Source organism: Rhodobacter capsulatus (assembly GCF_005144475.1).
GTDB classification, from domain to species: Bacteria; Pseudomonadota; Alphaproteobacteria; order Rhodobacterales; family Rhodobacteraceae; genus Rhodobacter; species Rhodobacter capsulatus_C.
The window spans coordinates 1-21,055 of sequence record NZ_SWJZ01000066.1 but is presented as its reverse complement, the minus strand read 5'-3'; the positions used below and the strand labels follow the sequence as shown (position 1 = coordinate 21,055).

At 69.7% G+C, this 21,055-nt stretch carries 10 protein-coding genes and 2 tRNA genes; 10 read left to right on the top strand and 2 right to left on the bottom strand.

Annotation, left to right across the window (positions count from 1 at the left end):
• Positions 1-459, top strand: a complete 459-nt coding sequence (locus tag FBT96_RS15175; RefSeq protein ID WP_136908088.1) for a GNAT family N-acetyltransferase — start codon at positions 1-3, stop codon at positions 457-459.
• A 43-nt stretch (positions 460-502) separates the two neighbouring features.
• Positions 503-579 (top strand) — tRNA-Arg (locus tag FBT96_RS15170).
• 263 nt (positions 580-842) lie between these two features.
• Here FBT96_RS15170 and FBT96_RS15165 read toward each other — a convergent pair.
• Positions 843-916, bottom strand: a tRNA-Gly gene (locus tag FBT96_RS15165).
• Between the two features lie 199 nt (positions 917-1,115).
• Between FBT96_RS15165 and FBT96_RS15160 the strand changes: the two genes are divergently transcribed.
• A complete protein-coding gene (locus FBT96_RS15160; protein WP_136908086.1) occupies positions 1,116-4,895 on the top strand; it encodes a sensor domain-containing protein in 3,780 nt (1,259 codons plus the stop codon).
• A gap of 28 nt (positions 4,896-4,923) precedes the next feature.
• Here the strand turns inward: FBT96_RS15160 and FBT96_RS15155 are convergent, their stop codons facing one another.
• Entirely contained in the window at positions 4,924-7,254 is a 2,331-nt protein-coding gene (locus FBT96_RS15155; RefSeq protein ID WP_169583501.1) for a methyl-accepting chemotaxis protein, read from the bottom strand.
• A gap of 458 nt (positions 7,255-7,712) precedes the next feature.
• Between FBT96_RS15155 and FBT96_RS15150 the strand changes: the two genes are divergently transcribed.
• From FBT96_RS15150 to FBT96_RS15125, 7 genes are all read left to right on the top strand, one after another.
• Positions 7,713-10,421: a sensor domain-containing protein gene (locus FBT96_RS15150; protein ID WP_136908082.1), complete on the top strand. Its 2,709-nt coding sequence runs from the start codon at positions 7,713-7,715 to the stop codon at positions 10,419-10,421.
• A gap of 279 nt (positions 10,422-10,700) precedes the next feature.
• Complete coding sequence (locus tag FBT96_RS15145) at positions 10,701-12,014, top strand: peptidoglycan-binding domain-containing protein (protein ID WP_136908080.1); 1,314 nt, start codon at positions 10,701-10,703, stop codon at positions 12,012-12,014.
• Positions 12,015-12,070: 56 nt separating this feature from the next.
• Entirely contained in the window at positions 12,071-12,775 is a 705-nt protein-coding gene (locus FBT96_RS20810; RefSeq protein ID WP_169583499.1) for a hypothetical protein, read from the top strand.
• Complete coding sequence (locus FBT96_RS15140) at positions 12,775-14,544, top strand: S1 family peptidase (RefSeq protein WP_169583497.1); 1,770 nt, start codon at positions 12,775-12,777, stop codon at positions 14,542-14,544. Before FBT96_RS20810 ends, FBT96_RS15140 begins: the two co-directional genes overlap by 1 nt.
• Before the next feature lie 7 nt (positions 14,545-14,551).
• The gene (locus FBT96_RS15135; RefSeq protein WP_136908076.1) at positions 14,552-15,871 is read left to right on the top strand and encodes a hypothetical protein; all 1,320 of its coding nucleotides are present in this window, start codon (positions 14,552-14,554) and stop codon (positions 15,869-15,871) included.
• Positions 15,868-18,990 carry a virulence factor SrfB gene (locus FBT96_RS15130; protein ID WP_136908074.1) on the top strand — a complete coding sequence of 1,041 codons (3,123 nt, stop codon included), beginning with the start codon at positions 15,868-15,870 and terminating at the stop codon, positions 18,988-18,990. The genes FBT96_RS15135 and FBT96_RS15130 overlap by 4 nt, the downstream gene beginning before the upstream one ends.
• Before the next feature lie 9 nt (positions 18,991-18,999).
• Positions 19,000-21,055: virulence factor SrfC family protein (locus tag FBT96_RS15125; protein ID WP_136908072.1), on the top strand; the 2,056-nt coding region annotated here is incomplete at its 3' end.

Genomic DNA, 21,055 nt, shown 5'->3' with positions numbered 1-21,055 from the left:
ATGATCGAGATTGCACTTTCTTCACCGCTGGCGCCAGAGCTGGCGCTTTTGCACGAACGGCACACGGTGGCGATGCATGCCGACACGCCGCCCGAATCGATCCACATGCTGCCCGCCTCGGCGCTGGCGGCGCCGGGGATCTGGTTTTACGTGCTGCGTTTCGAGGGCCGGCCGGTGGGCATGGGCGCGCTGAAGCGGATCGGCGGTCATCATGCCGAGGTGAAATCGATGCATGTGCTCTCGGAGATGCGCGGCAGGGGGCTGGCGCGGGCGCTGCTGCTGCATCTTGTGGGCGAGGCCCGGCGTCTGGGCTTTGCCCGGATCAGCCTGGAGACCGGATCGCAAGACAGTTTCGGCCCGGCGCGGGCGCTGTATCTGGCCGAGGGCTTCATCGAATGCGGCCCGTTCGAGGGCTATGTGCACGATCCGAACTCGGTCTTCATGACGCTGGCGCTGTGAATGCTTGCATGCCTTTCGAGCTTGGCGCAAAAGGAGGGCATGCGGTCCCGTAGCTCAGCTGGATAGAGCAGCTGCCTTCTAAGCAGCGGGTCGGGGGTTCGAGTCCTCCCGGGATCGCCAAGCGCTCGCCAAATCCTTGTTTTTGCAAAATTATTCTTGCGGATTCACACCGCAGCCGGAAATTTTGCGCAGGTCCGCTCGGCTCGCCTGCGCCGCCGGTTTGCAGACTCGGTGTCGCGCAGCTCCATCGGAAGTGCCACGTCTTTCTTTGCCCGGGGGCATGAAGAAGCTCATCGGGCCTGCGGGTCAGCCCCTGCGCCCCGCCGACCCCTGTCCGGATCGGCACTTCCCGGCGATGGGTTTACTGGCGCATGTCGGAGGATTGGAGCGGGTGACGGGAATCGAACCCGTGTCTCTAGCTTGGAAGGCTAGGGTCTTACCATTACACAACACCCGCGCTTTGCGCCTCATACAACCCGCAATCGCGGCTGGCAAGAGCCGGGACACAGCCAGAGCCTTGCGACCCCGGCCCCGCGCCGGGCGCTGCCGCGCTGCCGCGTTAATAAATCGTTAATTTTTCATTAACCAAATTATGGTCCCTTCCCAGCCGGAGGGTTTGGCCCTGCATCGGCCGTGCAGGGCACTGGGGGTCATTTATGCTCACTGCACCGGATTTCGGAGGCGCCGCCGGAGAAGCCGCAACCGAGACCTGCGACGGCCCACCGCCGCCGGTGACGATCGATTTCGACGCCGCGGGCCGGATCATCGCGCTTGTCGATCCCGCAGGCATGCTCGGCATCGCCGCGCCGGGTGCGGGGGCGGCGCTTGTCGATCTTTTCGTCCCCCCCGACCGGAGACGCCTTGCGGCCTGGCTCGCCTCGGAGGCGACGGCCACGACACTGCGCCTCGGGGTTGCGCGCGGCCGCACGCCCGCCCTGCCCTGCCATGTCACCCTGCTGCGTCCGGGCCCGGCCCAGCCCGGCCGCGCCGTCCTGACCGAGGCGGCAAGCGCCGAGGCGCTCGCCCGCAGCCGGGCCGAACGCGACGAGATCTCCCGCTATCTGGACCAGACCCTGCTGGGCACCTGGGCCTGGAACCTGCAGACCGGCGCGATCCGGTTCAACGACCAATGGGCCGCGATCCTGGGCTATCGCCGGGCCGAGCTGGAAGCCCCCGCCGCCGAGATCGACCCCCGCCACGATCCCCACCTCGACATCGGCCAAGACAGCTTGCGACGGCTTTGCCATCCCGACGATCTGATCCGGGCGCAACACGAATTGCAGCGCCACCTGGCCGGCGAAACCCATTGGTATGACGTCGAGGCGCGGATGCGCCACCGCGACGGGCACTGGATCTGGGTGCGCGATGTCGGGCGGTTGCAGCTGCGCGATGCGCAGGGGCGGCCGGAATGGATCTATGGCGTGCGCCGCGACATCGACGCGGCCAAGGCGCGCGAGGGGCAGTTGCGCCGGGTGCAGGGGCTTTTGGAAAAGGCCGGGGCGCTGGCGGGCTTCGGCTGCTGGGAACTCGACCTGCGCAGCGCGGAAATCTACTGGTCCGACGAGACCTGCCGGATCCATGGCATGCCGCCCGGCACGGCGCCGCCGCTCGACAGCGCGATCGACTTCTACGCCCCCGAGGCCCGCCCGGTGGTCACCGCCGCGGTGGCGGCGGCGATGCGCGACGGCACCTCCTGGCAGTACGAGCTGCCGCTGATCCGCGCCGACGGCACCCGGATCTGGGTGCTGTCGCTGGGCGAGGCGCAGTTCGAGGACGGCCAGCCGGTCCGCATCTGCGGCGCCTTCCAGGACATCACCGCGCGCAAGGAAACGGAAAAACGGCTGGCCGAAACGGCCGAGGCGGCGCGGATCGCGCGCGACCGGCTGAACACGCTCGCCGACAAGGCGCCGGGGGCGCTGTTCGAACACCGCGAAGATCCCTCGGGCCGGATCGACCTGCCCTATTTCAGCGCCCGGCTGCCCGATCTGCTGGGGGTCAGCCGCGCCGCGATCGAGGCCGATGGCGCCGCCGCCGCCGTCAACATCCACCCCGAGGATGCGCCGATCCTGACCGCCGCGATCCGGACCTCGCGCGAAAACCTGGCGCCGCTTGTCGTTCTCTACCGGCTCGTGCATCCGCAAAAGGGCCTGCGGCGGATGCAGCTGTCCTCGATGCCGGTGCGCCAGGCCGATGGCGCGGTGATCTGGTACGGCTCGGTGCTGGACGTGACCGAGCAAAGCGCGATGCAGGCGCGGCTGGCCGAAACGCTGGAAGAGCTGCGGCTGGCGCATGAGCGGCTTGACACGATCGCGCAGAACGTGCCGGGGGCGCTGTTCGAGATGCAGCGCCTCGACGACGTCGTGTCCTTCCCCTATTTCACCCACAAATTCGTCGAGCTTCTGGGCGTCACCGCGGCCGAGATGCTGGCGGGCGGTCCGGCGGTGTTCCGCAACATCCCGCCCGCGGAATTCGACGCGGTCTTCGACGCCTTCCGGCGCGCGCGCGAGACGCTGTCGCAGGTCGAGGCGCGGCACCGGGTGCTTTTGCCCGACGGCAGCACGCGCTGGATCAATCTCTGGGCCTCGCCCTCGGTTCAGGCCGATGGCCGGGTGCGCTGGTTCGGCAAGGCGCTCGACATCACCGAGCGGCTGGAGCTGGAGGCCCGGGCCAGCGCCGACGCCGAGGAAATCCGGCAGGCGCATGCACGCATCGCCTCGATCCTCGATATCGTGCCGGTGGGGCTGTTCGAATATCGCCGCCACCCCGACGGCCGCGCCGATTTTCCCTATACGAGCGGCCGGTTCAGCGAGCTTGTGGGCCTTGATCGGGCCCGGATCGACCGGCTCGGCGGCGGCCTGCTGGCGCGGGTCGTGCCCGAGGATCGCGCCGCGATGGAGGAGATGACGCAGCGCAGCGCGGAAAGCCTGACGCCCTGGCGGATGCGGTTCCGCTTCCTCCATCCCGGGCGCGGGCAGATCTGGCTGATGGCGGCCTCGCTGCCCGAGGCGAAGCCTGACGGCACGGTGGTCTGGACCGGCGCGCTTTACGACGCCACCCCCGACGTGCTGCGCGAGGCCGAGCTGGAACGCGCCTATGCGCTGGCGGAACGGATGCGGAGCGAAAACGAACATCTGGCGCTGCATGACGGGCTGACGCGGCTGCCGAACCGGCGCTATTTCGACCGCCACATCGAGGCCCGGCTGCGTGCGGCGGGCGTCGGCGGGCCGCGCGATTGCGTGCTGATCCAGATCGATCTCGATCATTTCAAGCAGATCAACGACACGCTGGGCCACGAGGCGGGCGATCGGGTGCTGATGCGGGTGGCCGATCTGATGCGCAGCACCCTGCAGGCGGATGATTTCGCCGCCCGGCTTGGCGGCGACGAATTCTGCCTGCTGCTCGCCCCCGGCAGCACCGAGGTGCGGGCCCGCACCGTGCTGGAACGGCTGCGCAAGGGGCTGGACGAGCCTTTGCGCTATCGCGGTCATCCCTGCCGGATCAGCGCGTCCTTTGGCGTGGTGATCGCGAAAAACATCACCGATCTGGCCGAAGAGCTGCAGCTTTACGCCGATGCCGCGCTGTATCGGGCGAAGACGGCGGGGCGCAACCGTGTCGAGATTTTCGATCATGCGATGGCCGAGCAGATGCATCTGGACCGGCTGATGGCGGCGCAGTTCAGCGCCGCCTTCGAGAGGGACGAATTCGAACCCTGGTTTCAGCCGCAGGTGCGGGCGCAGGATCTGACGCTGGCCGGGGTCGAGGTTCTGGTGCGCTGGCGCAACCCCGAGCGCGGCCTGCTGACGCCGGACGCCTTTTTGCGGGTGGCGCGCGATCTGCGGATCGTGGCCGAGATCGACCGGGTGATGATGGAGAAGACCGCGACGGTGCTGGAGCGGCTGGAGGCGACGGGGATCGTGCTGCCGCGGATCAGCTTCAACGTCTGCACCGGGCGGCTGCGCGATCCGGCGCTGCCCGCGGCGGTGCGCCGGGTCGGGCGCGGCCGGACCCGGGTGGCGCTGGAACTGATCGAGACCGGGGACTGGCAGGACGAGGGCAGCAACTTCCGCGACACCCTGGCGCGGCTGCACGCCGAGGGGATCGAGATCGAGATCGACGATTTCGGCTCGGGGCAGACCTCGATTCTCGGGCTGATGGAGATCCGGCCCGCGGCGCTGAAGATCGACCGGCGCATCGTGGCGGCGCTGCGCCGCGACACGCACGAGGCCGATCTGGTGCGGCAGATCGTGCAGATCGCCCGCACGCTTGGCGTCGCCACCGTCGCCGAGGGGGTGGAAACCATGGCCCAGGCCGAGACGCTGCGGCAGATGGGTTGCGATATCCTGCAGGGCTATCTGTTCGCGCCGCCGCTGGAAGAAGCCGCCTTTCGCGACTATCTGGCCCGGCAACGCATCCCTGCCTTCGGCGGCCCGCTGTAAGCGCCCGCGGTCTGCGGCCGGGGCGGCGTCAGGCGGCGCGGCCCCGAAGATCCGGCCGGTCGTTCTTGTCGGTGCGGAACTGCGCCACATTGGCCACCAGCGCATCGGCCTCGATCCGCAGGGCGCCCAGCGCGGCATTGGTTTCCTCGAACATCGCGGCATTCTGCTGCGTCACCCGGTCAAGTTCCGTCGTCGCCTTGGAAATCTCGGCGATGCCGACCTCGGTCTCGCCCACCGCCCCGGCGATATGCTCGATCCGGTCCAGCGCCTCGCGGATCGTGCCGACGATCTGCCCCAGCGCCCCCGCGGTCTGATCGACCATCTCGACGCCGCGGCCGACATCCTGCGTCGCCGTGCCGATGATCTGCGCGATCTCGCGCGAGGCCTCGGAGGAGCGCTGCGCCAGCGCCCGCACCTCGGAGGCGACGACGGCAAAGCCGCGCCCGCTTTCGCCCGCCCGCGCCGCCTCGACGCCCGCGTTCAGCGCCAGAAGATTGGTCTGGAAGGCGATGTCGTCGATCACCTGCAACACCCCGGCGATGCGTTCCGAGGACTGGCGGATGCTGTCCATCGCCTCCATCGCCTGGGTGGCGATGCCATTGCCGGTCTCGGCCCGGCGCGAAATCTCGCGCATGCGGTTCTTGGCGTCATTGGCGATCCCCGCCATCGAGCCGATCGAGCCCGACATCTCCTCCAGCGCCGAGGCGGTCTGTTCCAGCATCGCCGCATTCTGTTCGCTGCGCCGCGCCAGATCATTGGCGGCGGTGCTGATCTCGCTGCTCGATCCGTCGATCGTCACCGAGGCCGTCTCGATCGCCTGCACCGTCCGGGCGATGCTGTCATTCGCCGCCCGCACCGAGCGCGCCATCTCGGCAAAGACCCCGACGAAACCGTCGCGGATGCGATAGGTCAGATCGCCCTCGGCCAGATGGCGCAGCGCGGTGTTGACCTCGGCGATCCCGGCGTCGGTGATCTCGCCGATCCGGTTCAGCCCGGCGCAGATCTGGGCCAGGATGCCCTCCTTGTCGTCAAGCGGGATCCGGCGCGAGAAATCGCCCTCGGCACAGGCCGTCACCACCGCGGAAATCTCGGCCGCGATCTGCCGGTCGCGCTCGGCCTCGCGCCGGGACGCCTCGGCCTCGCGCGCCAGCCGCGCCTCCTTGCCCGCCCGCGCCGTCGCCTCGCGATCGGCCTCGGCCTGGCGATGCGCCTCGCGGTCGGCCTCGGCCTTGCGGGCGATCTCCTGGCCCTCAAGGATGCTGACCCGGAAACTGTCAAGCGCGCGGCCCATCTGCGCCGTCTCGCGCAGGCGCGGCAGCGGCAGGAGGACGTCAAGCTGCCCCCCCGCCATCGCATCGCCCGCCCGCACCAGCGCGCCCACATCCGCCTCGGTGCGCAGCACCGACCGCGCCCCGGTCAGCATCGACAGAAGCAGCGCCGCCGCGATGATCGCGCCGACCCCGAGAAAGCCGAACAGCGCCATCTGCGCGTGGGCCGCCGCCGCCGCCGCGATATGCGCGCCGATCGCGGTCTCGAGCTGCTCCATCGCCGCGATCCGCGCCGTCGCCGTGGCGAAGAAGGCCTCTCCGGTCACGCCACCGGCGTCCTGCGTCTCGGGGAAGCGGAAGGCGATCTCGCGCATCCGCGAAAGCTCGGCCGAGGCGGGCAGATCGGTCAGCCCTGCCGCCGCCGCCTGATCCTCGTCGGTGGCGAAAGCGGCGAAGAACTGCAAGGCCTGCTCCTGTTGCGCCCCGATCGCGCGCATCGTCAGCAGCGTCGCAGTGTCGAAAACCCCCTTGCCGAACGCCCCCGCGCCCAGCGCGCCTTCCAGCCCGGCGCGTTCCTTCGCCGTCATGAAGGCCGCATAGGAGGTGATCCGGGCATTGACCTCGGCATCGGTGCTGGCGCCAGCCACCACCTCGACCAGCTGCAGCACGTCGTCATTCATTTCGGTGTAATAGCCGATCGCCTCGGGGACGGGGATCGTGCGGGCATCGACCGCGGTGCGCAGCGCGGCGCTTTTCTCGAAATCGCCCCGCAGCTCCTCGATCAACGCGCCCACATGCGGCGACAGCCCGTCCAGTCCGATCGCCTCGGCCCGGGTGATCAGCGCCGCCCGCGCGGCATCGGTCAGCGCCCGTTGTGCGGTCAGCTTTCCGGGCACCGCCGCATCCTTGCCGTTCAGAAACAGGCTCGTCAGGCCGCGTTCGAGCTGCTGATCATGCGCCACGGCCGCGGCCGTCTCGGCCAGCGACATCAGCCGCTGCACCTGCCGGGCATCCCCCAGCGCAGCCCAGCGCTCGACGGTCAGGAAGACCCCGAACAGCAGCGCCAGAAAGGCCGGCATGCCGAGCGTCATCACCATCACGCGGCGCAGCGAGTTCCGGGGAAGAGAGGTCCGGGGAGGCATTTTTTCCGACATCTGAAGACACCCATTTGCAACCAGGAGGAGCATGAGGGGGGTTTCCTAACGCTTTGCGAATCTCGTTCCGCCACAGCGGCCCGCAAGGCCAGAAAGCCATGTTTTCTTCGCTAAAATGCAATGCACCACCGCCGAAAGGACGGTATTTCCGCGCTCCCGGCGCGCATCTTCTGCGGGAAGAACGTCGGCATCCGAAAACTGCCAAGTTGACAGATGGTCGCGGTTTGCCGTTCATGGCGGAACAAAGATATCCATCCGACTCGCTTTTGCCGACGCCCGAGGAGCGTCCCTTCATGAATTGAAAGCCCCCTGCACCGCCCGCGGCTGACCCGGCAGGCCCCTTTTGCCTTGCCGCCGGTCCGCATCCGTCGGCCTCGGAGACCGTCAACGACCCCATGGCCGAGATCGAGGCCCGGCTTTGCGCGCTGGAAACGGCGCTGGCGCAGCAGATGGCCACGACCCCCGCGGCGGCACAGGCCGAGCTGCGCGCGGCGCTCGACCGGCTGCGGGTGAGCTGTGCGGAACAGGCGGCGGCGCTGGACCTTGCGCTGCATCACGCCCCCGAACAGATGCATCTGCCGGGGGAATTGCTGCGCCGTCTGCCCCTGCCGGTGCTGCAGCTGACCCATGCGCTGCGCGTCGTCGATGCGAACCCGGCGGCGCGGGCGGTGCTGGGCGATGGCGGCACCGGCGAGCGCTCGGGCGTGTTGCGGGCGGTGCTGTCGCGCAGCCAGGCGCGGGCGCTGACCCAGGCGCTGGATGCCGCCTTCGTCCAGCCCGCCGCCGCGACCTCGGCCGCCGCGGTGGCGCTGCGGCTGCGGATCGGCCGGGTCGACGGGCCGCGGCAGAGCTTTCACGCCCATGTCGTCGCCGCGCCCGGCAAGCCCGAGACCGAGCGGGCGACCTGGTGGGTGGTGCTGTTTCCGCTGGAGGCCGGGACTTCGGCGGGCAATCCCGAATTGTTGCGCCTGCTGATCGAGAGCACGATCGACCCGGTGGCGCTGACCGATACCGACGGCCGGGTGGTGATCGCCAACAAGGCCTTTGCCCAGCCCTTCGGCCGCATCCCCGCCGAGATCGAGGGGCGGCGGCGGTCGCAGTTCATGGATGAAAAGCTGTCCCGGCATCTGAACGGGCTGGAGGCCGGGGTGATCGCCCGGCGCATGGCGCAGATCGTCGAGGAGACGGTGCTGCGCCCGACCCGGACCCGCGACGGCCAGCCCGGAACGCCGCGCCCGGCGCATCTGCTGACCGAGCGCCGCCCGGTCTTCGACGACGACGGCGCGGTGATCGGCGTCTTCACCCGCGCCCGCGACGTCACCGAGGAGTTGCGCACCCGCGAGGTGGAACGGCTGGCCGACCGGGTGTTCGAACAATCCTCGGATGCGATCGTGATCACCGATCCGGGCCTGCGGGTGATGCGGGTCAATCCGGCCTTCGAGCGGATGAGCGGCATCGCCCTTGGCGCCAATCCGGAGGTGCTGCTGGATGCGCTGGTGATGCCGCGCACCGGCACGCGCTGGGTTTCGGCCGGGATGTCCGATACCGACTCCTGGCTGCGTCAGGCGCTCTCGCGCGCCGAGGGCAGCTGGCAGGGCGAGGTGACGCTGCATGGCCAGGACGGCCGCCAGCTGACCTGCTGGGCGCGGATCACCCGGCTGACCGATGCGGCGGGCACCAATCTGGGCCATGTGGCGATGCTGGCCGATCTGACGCTGCTGCGCCAGACCCAGGCCGACAACCAGCGCATGGCGCAATTCGACCAGCTGACCGGCCTTGCCAACCGCCGCCTGCTGGCCGAACGGATCGACGACTGGATCGGCTTCGCCTCGCGCGCGGGGCAAAGTTTCGCGCTCATGTATCTGGATCTGAACAAGTTCAAGTCGGTGAACGACTCGCTCGGCCACGAAACCGGGGATCTGCTGCTGACGGTGATCGCCGACCGGCTGCGCGCGGCGCTGACCGAGGGCGAGCTGGCGGCGCGGATCGGCGGCGATGAATTCGTGGTGCTGATCGGCAATGCCGACGAGGCGGCGGCACAGCGGCGGGCGGCGGAATTGCTGGATCATCTGGCGCGGCCGCTCGATCTGCCGGGGCTGCACAATTACCGGCCCTCGGCCGCGGCGGGGATCGCCTGTTATGGCCGCCATGGCGACAGCCGCGACGCGCTGTTGCGCAATTCCGATCTGGCGATGTATGCGGCGAAATCGGACCGCCGGGCGGTGATGGTCTATGAGCCCTCGATGGGGGCCGAGGCGCTGCGCGAGCTGGAAACCCGGGTGGCGCTGGTCAGCGCGCTGGAAAACGACGAATTCGAGCTGCATTTCCAGCCGATCTTCGCGCTCGATGACAAGCGGCCGCGCGGCTGCGAGGCGCTGGTGCGCTGGAACCGTCCCGGGCACGGGCTGGTGATGCCGGGCGCGTTCCTGCCGGTGGCGGCCAAGGCCGGGCTGATGCCCGCGATCGACCGGATGGTGCTGCGCCGGGCGGTGGCGGTGCAGGCGCGCTGGCGCTGGGCGGGGCTTGTCCATGCCGACTGGACGCTGTCGATCAACCAGACCGCCTCCAGCCTTGCGGCGCAGGACTGGGCCGAGGTGCTCGATGCGGCGCTGGTGCGGGTGGGCTGGAAGACCTCGGACGATGTCGCGCCGCCCTTCGGGCTGCAGATCGAACTGACCGAGGATCAGCTGGCCGTCGACATTCCCGGCGCGATGGAGGCGCTGCAGCGGCTGCGCAAGATGGGGATCGCGCTGGCGATCGACGATTTCGGCACCGGCTATTCCAGCCTGACCTATCTGCGCCGGATGCCGGTGACGACGCTGAAGATCGACGCCAGTTTCGTGCGCGGCATCGAGGCCGATGGCGACGCCCGCCAGATCGTCGAGGCGATCATCGGTCTGGCGAAGAAATTCGGCTTCGTCGCGCTGGCCGAGGGGATCGAATCCGAAGCCGCGCTGCAAACGCTGATCGAGCTGGGCTGCGATTACGGGCAGGGCTATCTGTTCGAACGGCCGCTGCCGCAATCCGCCTTCGAGGCGCGGTTCTTCGGCTGCGATCCCGGGGAGGTGCCCAACCTCGAGGCGGCGCTGCAGGCGCGCGCCTGACCGCAAGGGCGGCGTCCCGGCGCCCTCTCCGGAGCCGCCGCGGAAAGGCCGATTTCGGGCGGTGAATGTCGGCCCGCGGCGTCCAGGACAATCGGTTAAAACTGGCGTGACGCAAACCGGAGCCGCCTTGCCTTTTCCGTTTACACGAATCCTTTTGCCTGTATATCTTTTGTAAAACGCCGGTTTTGGCGCGTGTTTGCGAAAAATGAATGACCTGTGAATGAATGACCTGCGGCCGGGGTTTTCCCGGCGCGACCACCCGATTTCGGCGAGGAAAGAATGAAGAGACCATCGTTCTTGAATGTCGGCCTGGCAGTTTCCGTGGCTCTCGCACCGCAGGCATCGGCCGCCAATGATCTCGGGGCGGGCATTGCCGGTCTGATGATCGGCGCGATGATCGCGGGGGCCGCGCAGAACAACGCCCCGCCCGCGCAGCGTCACACCCCGCGCAAGGCGGCGCCCTCCCGCCCCGCCGCCGAGATTCAGGCCGACAAGGACATGCAGCAGGCGCTGAACAATTTCGGCTTTGACGCCGGTCCGGTCGATGGCGCCCCGGGCAAGCGCACCCGCGCCGCGATCGCGACCTTTCAGGGCACGCTCGGGCGGATGCAGGACGGGGTGATCACCGCGGATCAGCGCGTCATCTTGCAAGATGCGATGGCGCGCGAACGGCTCAACCCCGCCGAGGCGGCGCAGCTGGCCGCGGCCAACCCCTATGGTCGGCGCGGCCTGCCGGCGATGTATCAGCGCACCCCGATGGCGCCCGCCGCCCCCTATCCGACGCCGATGCCGCCCTATCCGCAGGCCCCCGCCGCGCCCTATCCGCAGCCGCCCGCGACGCCCTATGCCCAGCCGCAGATGCCCGCGGCGCCGGTTCCGGTGCCGCCCGCCGCCGCCCCCGCCCTCGCCGCCCCTGCCGCAGCACCGCCCGCGCCCGCGATCACCGCGCAGGATTCGATCCCGGATTTCGGCGATCTGTCGCCGCCCGCGGCCTCGATGAACAACCTGTGCAACCAGACCAGCGTTCTGACCAACAGCAACGGCGGCATGGCCACGGCCGAGCAGATGCCGAACCCCGGCCTCGCGCTTGACGAGCAATTCTGCCTCGCCCGCACCTTCGCCACCGCCGATGGCGAAAAGGTGGCCAAGGATGTCGGGGCGACACAGGCGCTGATCACCTCGCTGTGCGGGCAGATGAAAACCGCGCTTTCGGTGAAGCTGGCCGATCCGGCCTCCCGCCCGCCCGAGGCGACGCTGGCCGAGATCCGCAAGGTGATCGACGCCTCCGGCAAGACCCTGAGCGCCACGCAGGTCTCGGGCCGGGTCTGCCTGGCCGAGGGCTACCGCACCGATGATGCGGTGATGGCGAATGTGGCGCTGGCCACGCTCGCGGCGGCCGACATGAAACCCTATGCCGAGCTGCTGGGCCACCACCTGCGCGAGGGCTTCGGCTTCACCGCCAACCCCGAGGCCTCGCGGACCTGGATCCGCTTCGCGCTCTCGGCGCTGTCGGGCGGCGCCGCCCCGGCGGTTCTGCCCAACCAGACGGCGGAACGCACGGCGATCTTGTCGAAAGCGATCACCGCCAACTGAATGGCGACAGGCGACACGTCGGCGCTTGCGTCGGCGCAGCGGGGATTTCAGTGTCGATGCGTATCGTTTCGATCTGGGTGGGGGGGGCGGCGCTTCTGGCGGTCTCGGCCGTCGCGGCGGCGCTGCTGCTTCCCTCCTGCGCGGTCGAGCTGCCCTTCGGCGGTTTGCGGATCGGCTCCTGTCCCGGCACCGTCGCTCCGGATCCGCTGGCCGAGGACCAGGTCGCCAGCGCGGCCTTGCGCGCCGAGATCCGCGCCCTCGAGGCCCGGCTTTCGGGGCTGGCGTGTCCCGCAAGCCCGCCCGAGCCTGTCGCCGAACCGGCCCCCGCGCCCGAACCGGAACCGGACCCGGAGCCGCCGCCGACACTGGACAAGGACATGATCGACAAGGCCGATCTGGGCGATCTGCGCGGCTGCTGGGCGCTTGACAGCCCCTATCGCACGCAAAACCGCGCCACCGGCGAGATCACCGATTTCTCGGAATGGACGGTGTGCTTCGACGCCGCGGGCAACGGCACCGAGACGATGCAGGGCTCGAACGGCATCCGCTGCGAGGGGCCGGTCAGCGGCAGCTTCATCCCGGGGCAGGCGCTGGTGATCGAGGAAGCCGCCAACCTGCCCTGTTCGAACGACATGGAAATCCTGCAGCGCCGGGTGACCTGTCGGGTCGATGGCGCAGAGCGGGCCAGCTGTTCCTCTTTCCAACCCGAAAGCGGCAGCAGCGCAGATGTGATCATGCGCAGAACGCAGGAGGCGCCGTAATGGCCGAGCATTTCCTTTTCCGCTCGTCGCTGCAAGCCGAGGACTGCCTTTCCGTCGCCGGTCTGCCGGTGCTGGAACGGCATGCCGCGCTGCACGATCTGCTCACCGCCCGGCTGGGCGCGGAGGCGGCCGACCTTTTCGCCGAGCCCTTCGTCAGCCGCGGCGCCTCGGGCGAGACGCTGAACGTCGCCTGGCATTCGGTGCATGCGGGCGAGGCCCGGCCGCTTGGCGATCTTGACCCGGCGCTGCGCCGCGCGGTCGAGGATCGGCTGCTGCGGCTGCTGCCGCGGATCGAGGCGCTGGCCTCCGATCCCGCGCTGACGCCGGAACAGGCGGCGACGGTGCGGGCGGCGCTGTCGGTGGCGCAGGCCGCCGATGTGCGGGCGATCAACGGCTTTCCGGTTCTGGTGAACTGGGGGGTCCGGTCGCGCGGCGGCCCGCCCGCGCTGGCCGGATTCATGCGCGGCGATGCCGCGTTGACCGGATTCATGCGCGGCGATGCCGCGTTGACCGGATTCATGCGCGGCGATGCCGCGCGGGCCGAAACCGCTGCGGCGGCGCCGGGGCCCTCGGGGCCGCCGCCGATCCCCGGGGCCGCGACGGCGCCCCTGCCGCCGGTCGACACGCGCACCGTGCTGCCGCTGGCGGCCTGGCTGCCGCTGCCGATCCTGATCGCGGTGACGAGCCTGATCCTGATCTGGCTGCTCTTGCCCGGAACCCGGGTGTTCCCGCCCGACACCGTGGTCAGCGCGGCCGATGTCTCGGCGGCGCGCGACAGCGAACTGGGCGCCCTGCGCGATCGGCGCGATGCGCTGCGGCTGGCGCTTGCGGGGGCGCAATGCCGCGCCGATGGCGTTCTGGTGCTGCCGGGCAACCGCACGGCCGAGGGCTTGCCGCTTCCGGCCCCCGGCGCCGCGCCCGAACAGGGGCAGGTGGCGCCCGATGCCCCGATGGCCCCGGCGCCCGAACGCGCGCTGCTGCCCGCCGCCCCCGGCGCCGAGGCGCAGACCGACACCCTGCTGGCGCGGATCGAGGCGGCCACCGTGCTGGTGATCGCCCCCGGGGCGGACGGCGTCTCGACCGGGTCGGGCTTTGCCGTCGGGCCGGGGCTGATCGTCACCAACCAGCACGTGATCGAGGATCTCGGGCCCGAGGGCGCCTTCGTGGTGAACAAGCTGCTGGGCCAGCCGCAACCGGCGCAGGTGCTGAAGACCGCCGGTCCGCTGGAGACCGCGGGGGCCGATTTCGCGCTGCTGAAGATTGCCTCGACCGCGCTGCCGGCGCTGCCGCTGGCCGATCCGGCCGCCTCGCTCAAGCTCAATCATGTCGTGGCCGCGGGCTTCCCGGGCGACGTGATGGAGACCGACGCCGCCTATGAGGCGCTGTTGCGCGGCGACGGCGCGGCGATGCCCGGTCTGGTCGTCGTCGATGGCACGGTGAACGCCGAACAGCCGCTGCACGGCGCCACCGAGACGCTGCTGCATTCGGCGCCGCTGGCGCAGGGCAATTCCGGCGGGCCGCTGGTGGATTTCTGCGGCCGGGTTCTGGGGGTGAACACCTTCGTCCGGCAAGGTCCGCTGCGGACGCTGAATTTCGCGCTTTCGGCTTCGGGACTGGCCGCGTTTCTGGCCGGAACCCCCGCCGCGACCACCGTCGATCGCGCCAGCTGTCAGCCGACGGTGGCGCCCTCTGCCGCGGTGCCCGCCCCGGCGGCGCCCGCAACCCCGACAGATGCGGCCCCGGCGGCGCCCGGTCCGGGCGGGGAGTGAGCGGCGGATGTCGGACGGGTTGATCACCACCACCTCCTCGGAAGGCCTGCAGGCGCTCGGCTCTGCCGCCCAGCGCTCCTGGGAACTGATCACCGGCACGCTTGGCGACCGCATCGACCCCGACCATGCCGCGATCTTCGCCGAGCCGGTCTCGACGCATGGCGGCGCGCGCATCGAATGGTATGTGCCGCCGGGCCGCCCCGGCACGCCGGTGCCGCTGGCCGCGCTCTCCGCCCCGGAGGCCGAGGCGATCCGCGCCCGGCTGGCGGCGATCCACGACCGGATCCTGGCGCTGGCCGATCAGATCAGCGCCCAGACCGGGCCGCAGACCGGACCGCAGACGGCGCTGCAGACCAGTGCCGACAATTACTGGCTGGCCGAGGCGCTGCGCAATGCGATCGAAGTGCCGGATCAGGACGCGATCTGGGCCCTGCGCCAGGACGACGGCGGGCTGCGCCCGATCCTGGTGAACTGGGGCCGCCTGCGCGACACCACGCGGGCCGCGCGTGGCGCGCTTTCGGTGCTGGCGCCGAACCGCCGCGCCGCCGCCGCGGCGACGGCGGCCATGGCGACCCCCGCTCTGCCCGCCCCGCCCCTTGCCGCGACCGAGACCGTCTTTCTGGCCGCGCCGCCGCCGTCCGAAACGCCGCGCCCCTGGGGGCATTGGCTTGTCCTTCTGGGCTGGCTTGTGCTGGCGGCACTGATCGCGGCGGTGCTTTGGCTGCTGATCGCGCCCTGCGGTCTGCGCCCGGGCCTGCTGGGCTTTTGTCCCGCGCCGGTCGCGGCGACGGCGCCCGCGCGGCAAGCCGAGGCGCTGCGCGCCGAAATCGCGCAGCTGACCGACCGTCTCGCCCTCTCCGGGCGCCAGTGCCTGAACGCCCGGGACCGCGCCGAGGCCCCCGCCGCGCCCAAGACCGGGATCGCCGATCTGGACCGGCGGCTGCAGGCGCGCGGCGCAGCGGCGGGCGAGATGACGATCTCGCTGGTCTGGAGCGGCACGGACGATCTTGATCTGCGGGTCAGCTGTCCCTCGGGGCAGGTCGCCGACTTGCGGCGCAAGCCCAATGATTGCGGCGGATTGCTGGATGTCGACGCGAATTTTCCCGCCCCGGTCGCGATCGACGACCCGGTCGAGAACATCCATTTCAATCCCCTTGTTCCGGGACATTACCGGGTCGAGGTCAAACGGCTGAACGACACGCCCCCCAGGGGCGATCTGCCCTTCGGGGTGGTGCTGCGCCGCCAGGGAACGCCCGAGCAGCATCTTGAAGGCGCCTTCCGCGGCAAGGAAAAACGGTGGAGCACGGAGTTCGAGATATCCAGATGAGCAGCCTGAACCGTCAAAATCCGCTCGCCAAGATCCCGGACTGGCGCGACGAGGTCACCCTCGTGCCCTGGTCGGGGCTGCAGATCCTGGATTTCGGCTTCCGGCAGTCCGACATCGAGATGCGCGGGATGCGCTTCATCGAGCGGGTGATGGAGCGGCCCGACATCGCGGCGGGGCTGGAGGAACGGGTTCTCATTCCGCTGTCGGGCGACGAGGATCTGGATGGGCCGCTGTTGCGGGCGGGACGGGCGGATGACGACGAATATTCCGTCAGCCCGGTCGCGGCGATGGACCCGTTTCTGGAAAGATGGCTGCCGGTGCCGGTGTTGCGGCGCAAGAGCGTCTATGGCGAGGGCGGCGAGGAGCTTTACGACCCCGGTCCGACCGCCTGGGCGCTGTTGCGCACGGTCCGGCTGCCGGTGCCCGATCCCGAAACCGGGCACACGCACCGGGTGCAGCTGGCGCTCGACACCGCGCTTGGCGCGGAAAAGGACGGCGCCTCCTATCCCGCCCCCGATCGCAGCGATGCGCTCAACAGCCGGGAGTTCCGCTTCGTGTCCGATCCGGCGCGGATGGACTGGTTCCTGCGCCGGGTCGAGACCGATGCCGCGGGCCAGCAGGTCGATCCGCAGGGCTGGGTGTCGGATCTGCTCGACGAGCTGTTTCTGGCCTTCAAGCGCGCCGAACGCCCCGGCCGCCGGATCACCCCGGAAACCCTGCCGCACCGGCTGGAACACTGGGCGCGCTATCTGGCCTATCTGAAGGTGCTCGACACCGCGATCCGGTTTCCGCTGCTGCGGCTGTGCAACACGATCGGCGAATATGACGCGGCGACGCCGATCGACGTCGATCTGGTGCTCGACATCGGCAATTCGCGCACCTGCGGCATCCTGATCGAACATATCCCCGGCGAGGCCCGGCTGGATCCGGCGCGGTCCTATCCGCTGGAAATCCGCGACCTGTCGCGGCCGGAACTGAGCGGCGCGGGCCTGTTCGAAAGCCGGGTCGAGTTTTCCGAATTCTGCATGATCGAGGAAACCAAGCTGCGCCGGGCGCATCGCTCCGGCGGGTTCATCTGGCCCTCGCCGGTGCGGATCGGCGCCGAGGCGCTGCGGCTGGTGGCCGGGGACGAGGGCACCGAGGTCGCCTCGGGCCTGTCGAGCCCGAAGCGCTATCTGTGGGATGAAAGCGCGGTGCTGCAGGACTGGCGCTTTCACAACCATTCCGACCCGAACAACCTGCCGCGGGCGGCGCGCTCGGCGATGCGGTTTCTCAATGCCGCGGGCGACGTGATCGCCCAGGTCAAGCTGGAGGAACGCAGCAAGCTGCGCCGTCCCGGGCGGACCTCGACCGATCCGGCCGGGCGGCCGCGGTTTTCCCGCTCGTCGCTGTTCGGCTTCATGCTGAGCGAGATCATCGCCCATGCGCTGGTGCAGGTGAACGCCCCCGCGGGCCGGGCGCGGCGGCCGCAATCGGACCTGCCGCGGCGGCTGAGCCGGATCATCCTGACCCTGCCCACCGCCACCTCGATCCAGGAACAGGCGATCATGCGCTCGCGCGCCAAGGGGGCGGTCGATCTGATCTGGTCGATGCAGGGGCTGACCGGGGCGGAAAGCTCGGTCTCGCGCAAGCCCGAGGTGTCCGAGGAATGGGACGAGGCCAGCTGCACCCAGCTGGTCTATCTCTATTCCGAGATCACGCAGAAATTCGACGGCCATATCGAGCGGTTCCTGCGGCTGAAGGGACGCGAGCGGGTGCAGGCGACGGGCCAGCCGCCCGAGCCCTCCCTGCGGCTGGCCTGCATCGATGTCGGCGGCGGCACCACCGACATGATGGTGACGACCTATTTCTGCCGTGAAAACCGCATGCTGGTGCCCGAACAGACGTTCCGCGAGGGCTTCCGCGTCGCGGGCGACGATCTGGTCGAGCGGGTGATCGCCTCGATCATCCTGCCCGAGCTGCAAAACGCCATCACCGCCGCGGGGGGCAGAAGCGCGCCGAACCTGATGCGCGAGCTCTTCGCGGGCGATATCGGCGGCCAGGATCAGCTGCTGGCGCAAAAGCGGCGCCAGTTCGGGCTGCGGGTGCTGCAGCCGCTGGCGCTGGAGCTGATCCGCGCCTGCGAACAGGCGGGCGAATTCGACACGATGACGATCGCGCTGGACGCGGTGCTGGGCCTGACCCCCCGCCCCGAGGACGGCAGCGCAGCCGACGACACCGCGCGCGGCCTGCCCGCGGCGCTGATCGACTATCTGGAGGCCCCGGCCCGGGCCGCGGGCGCGGCCGGGTTCCGGCTGGCGGGGACGGTGCTGCATTGCGACCGCCAGAAGGTCGATGCGATCACCCGCGAAACCTTTCAGAAGGCGCTGGGCAACCTGGCCGAGGTGATCGACCATCTGGGGGTGGATATCGTGCTGATGACCGGGCGGCCGTCGCGGCTGCCCGCCTTGCGCACGATCTTCGAGGAAATGCTGGTGGTGCCGCCGCATCGGCTGATCCTGATGAACGAGTATCGCACCGGCCGCTGGTATCCGTTCCGCGATCCGGTCTCGCAGCGGATCGGCGATCCGAAATCGACGGTGGCGGTGGGCGGCATGCTGATCGCGCTGTCGGAATCGCGGATCCCGAATTTCAAGGTCGCCACCGGCGCCTTCAAGATGCGTTCGACCGCCGTCTTCATCGGCGAGATGGACGCCTCGGGCCAGATCCCCGACGACCGGGTGCTGTTTGGCGGCACGGATCTGGGCCCGCAGGGCCGCGACGCCGCCAGCAGCGCCCGGGTGCGGATGTTCACCCCGATCTATCTGGGGTTCCGGCAGCTGCCGCTGCCGCGCTGGACCACGACGCCGCTTTATCGGCTCGATCTGGCCAATGCGGCGGCGCAGCGCCACAAGCCGCCGCTGGTCGTCACGCTGGAACGGGCGGAATTCGACGCCGATCCCGATGACACCCGCCCCGACACCGCGCTGCGCCGCGAGGCCGCGCGCGAGGCCTTCGAGGTAAGCGAGATCGAGGATGGCGACGGGCAGACCGTGCGCCGCGATCAGGTGGTGCTGAAGCTGCACACCCTCGGCGCGGCCGATGACTACTGGATCGATACCGGCGTGTTCAAGTTTTAAGGCCAGCAGATGAGCAGTGACAGCATTTCGGAGCGTTGCACCACCCTTGCCGGTCTCGGCCGCGCGGCGCTGGGCTGGCTCGACGTCGCAAGCAACGCCGACCGGGTCGGCGCCGAGAAGGGCTCGATGACGCGCACCCTGCGCCGCGCGGTGCGCCGCGCCGAGCGGCTGGGCAAATCCGCCCGCACGCCGATGTCGGTCAGCGTCTTCGGCCCCTCGCAGGCGGGCAAGTCGTTTCTGGTCTCGGTTCTGGCCCGGCCCGCCGACGGCCGGCTTGTCGCCGATTTCGGCGGCACCGAGCTTGACTACATCAGCGCGCTGAACCCGGAGGGCGAAGGCGAAAGCACCGGGCTTGTGACCCGTTTCACCTGCACCCGGCCCGAGGTGCCCGCGGGCTTTCCGATCCGGCTGTCGCTGCTGAGCGAGGCCGATCTGGCGCGGGTGATCGCCAACAGCTTCTTCATGGACGGCGACAAGTCGGAACCAGCGCCCGAGCCCGCGGATCTGACCGCCCATCTCGACACCTTCCAGAGCCGCCGCCAGCCGCAGCCGGTACCGGGCATGAGCGATGAAGACGTGATCGAGATCGCGGAATATATCGAGGCGAATTTCGCCCGGCAAAGCTCGTATGCCGCCGCGCTGAAATCGTTCCGCGACCCGGCCGCGGCGCTGGCGCCGCTGCTGGCGCCCGAGGACCGGGCCGAATTTCTGGCGGTGTTCTGGGGCCGTCATGCGCCGATGACACAGCTGTTCCGCGACCTGGCGGGCGCATTGGCGCAGATCGGCCATCCCGAGGAAATCCATGTCGGGCTGGATGCGGTGGTGCCGCGCGAAAGCTCGATCCTGGACGTCAAGACGCTGGCGGATGTGCTGAGCCCGGCGACTGGCGCGCAGACGATCGAGGTGCTGACCGGCGCGGGGCTGCGGGCGAAGCTGCCGCGGGCGCGGATCTGCGCGCTGGCGGCGGAACTGGTGCTGCCGATGCGCGATGTGCCGCATCCGCTGTTCGCCACCACCGACCTGCTGGATTTCCCCGGCGCGCGCAACCGCTTCAACAAGGCGCTGGAGGTCACGCTGAAGGATCCGGAGACGCTGCCGGGTCTGCTGTTGCGCGGCAAGGTCGCCTATCTCTTCGACCGCTACGTCGAAAATCAGGAAATCACCTCGATGCTGCTGTGCGTGCCCGACAGCAACATGGAAACGGTGGATCTGCCGCGGCTGGTCTCGACCTGGATCGAGCGCACCCATGGCGCCCGCCCCGAGCAACGCGCGTTGGTCGATTGCATCCTGTTCTTCGTGCTGACGAAATTCGACAAGCATCTGGGCGACAATGCCGCCGCGGGGGGCGAGGCTTCGCGGTTCCAGCGCCGCATGGAAGCCTCGCTGCTCGAAAAATTCTCGAACGGCAGCGACAATTGGGTGGGCAGCTGGGCCGGGGGGCGGCCGTTCCAGAACTGCTTCTGGCTGCGCAATCCGAATTTCTACGTCGACGGGCTGATCGATTATGACGACGACCGCCGCGAAGTGCGGATCCGGCCGGAAAAAGCCGCGCGGATCGCCGAGCTGCGGCAGGGCTGCCTTGAGGCCGAGGCGGTGCGGCGCCATTTCGCCGATCCCGAGGGCGCCTGGGATGCCGCGCTGACGCTGAATGACGGCGGGGTGCGCCATCTGGTGCAGGCGTTGACGCGGGTGTGCAAGCCCGATCAGAAGCTGCGCCAGATCGAGCAGCAGCTGGGGCGGGTGGTCGAGGATCTGCTGCAGACGCTTGCGCCGCATCACGTCGCCGACGACCTGCACGACCGGATCGAGGAAAAGCGCAAGTCCTGCAACGCGATTCTGGATGATCTGCTGGTGGCGCTGCAGCAGCACCGGTTCGGCGCCGTGCTGTCGGCGCTGGGGGTCGATCAGGATGCGATCGCCGAAAGCATCGTGCGCGTGCCCAGTTCGATCCGCATCGGCTCGGCGGTGAGTGCGGCGGCCAGCACCGGCTCGACCGGGGCCGGTCCGGTCCGTCCGGCAGCCCCGGCGCGGCCGGGCGGGGCCAGCGCCGTCACGGTGGCGCGGC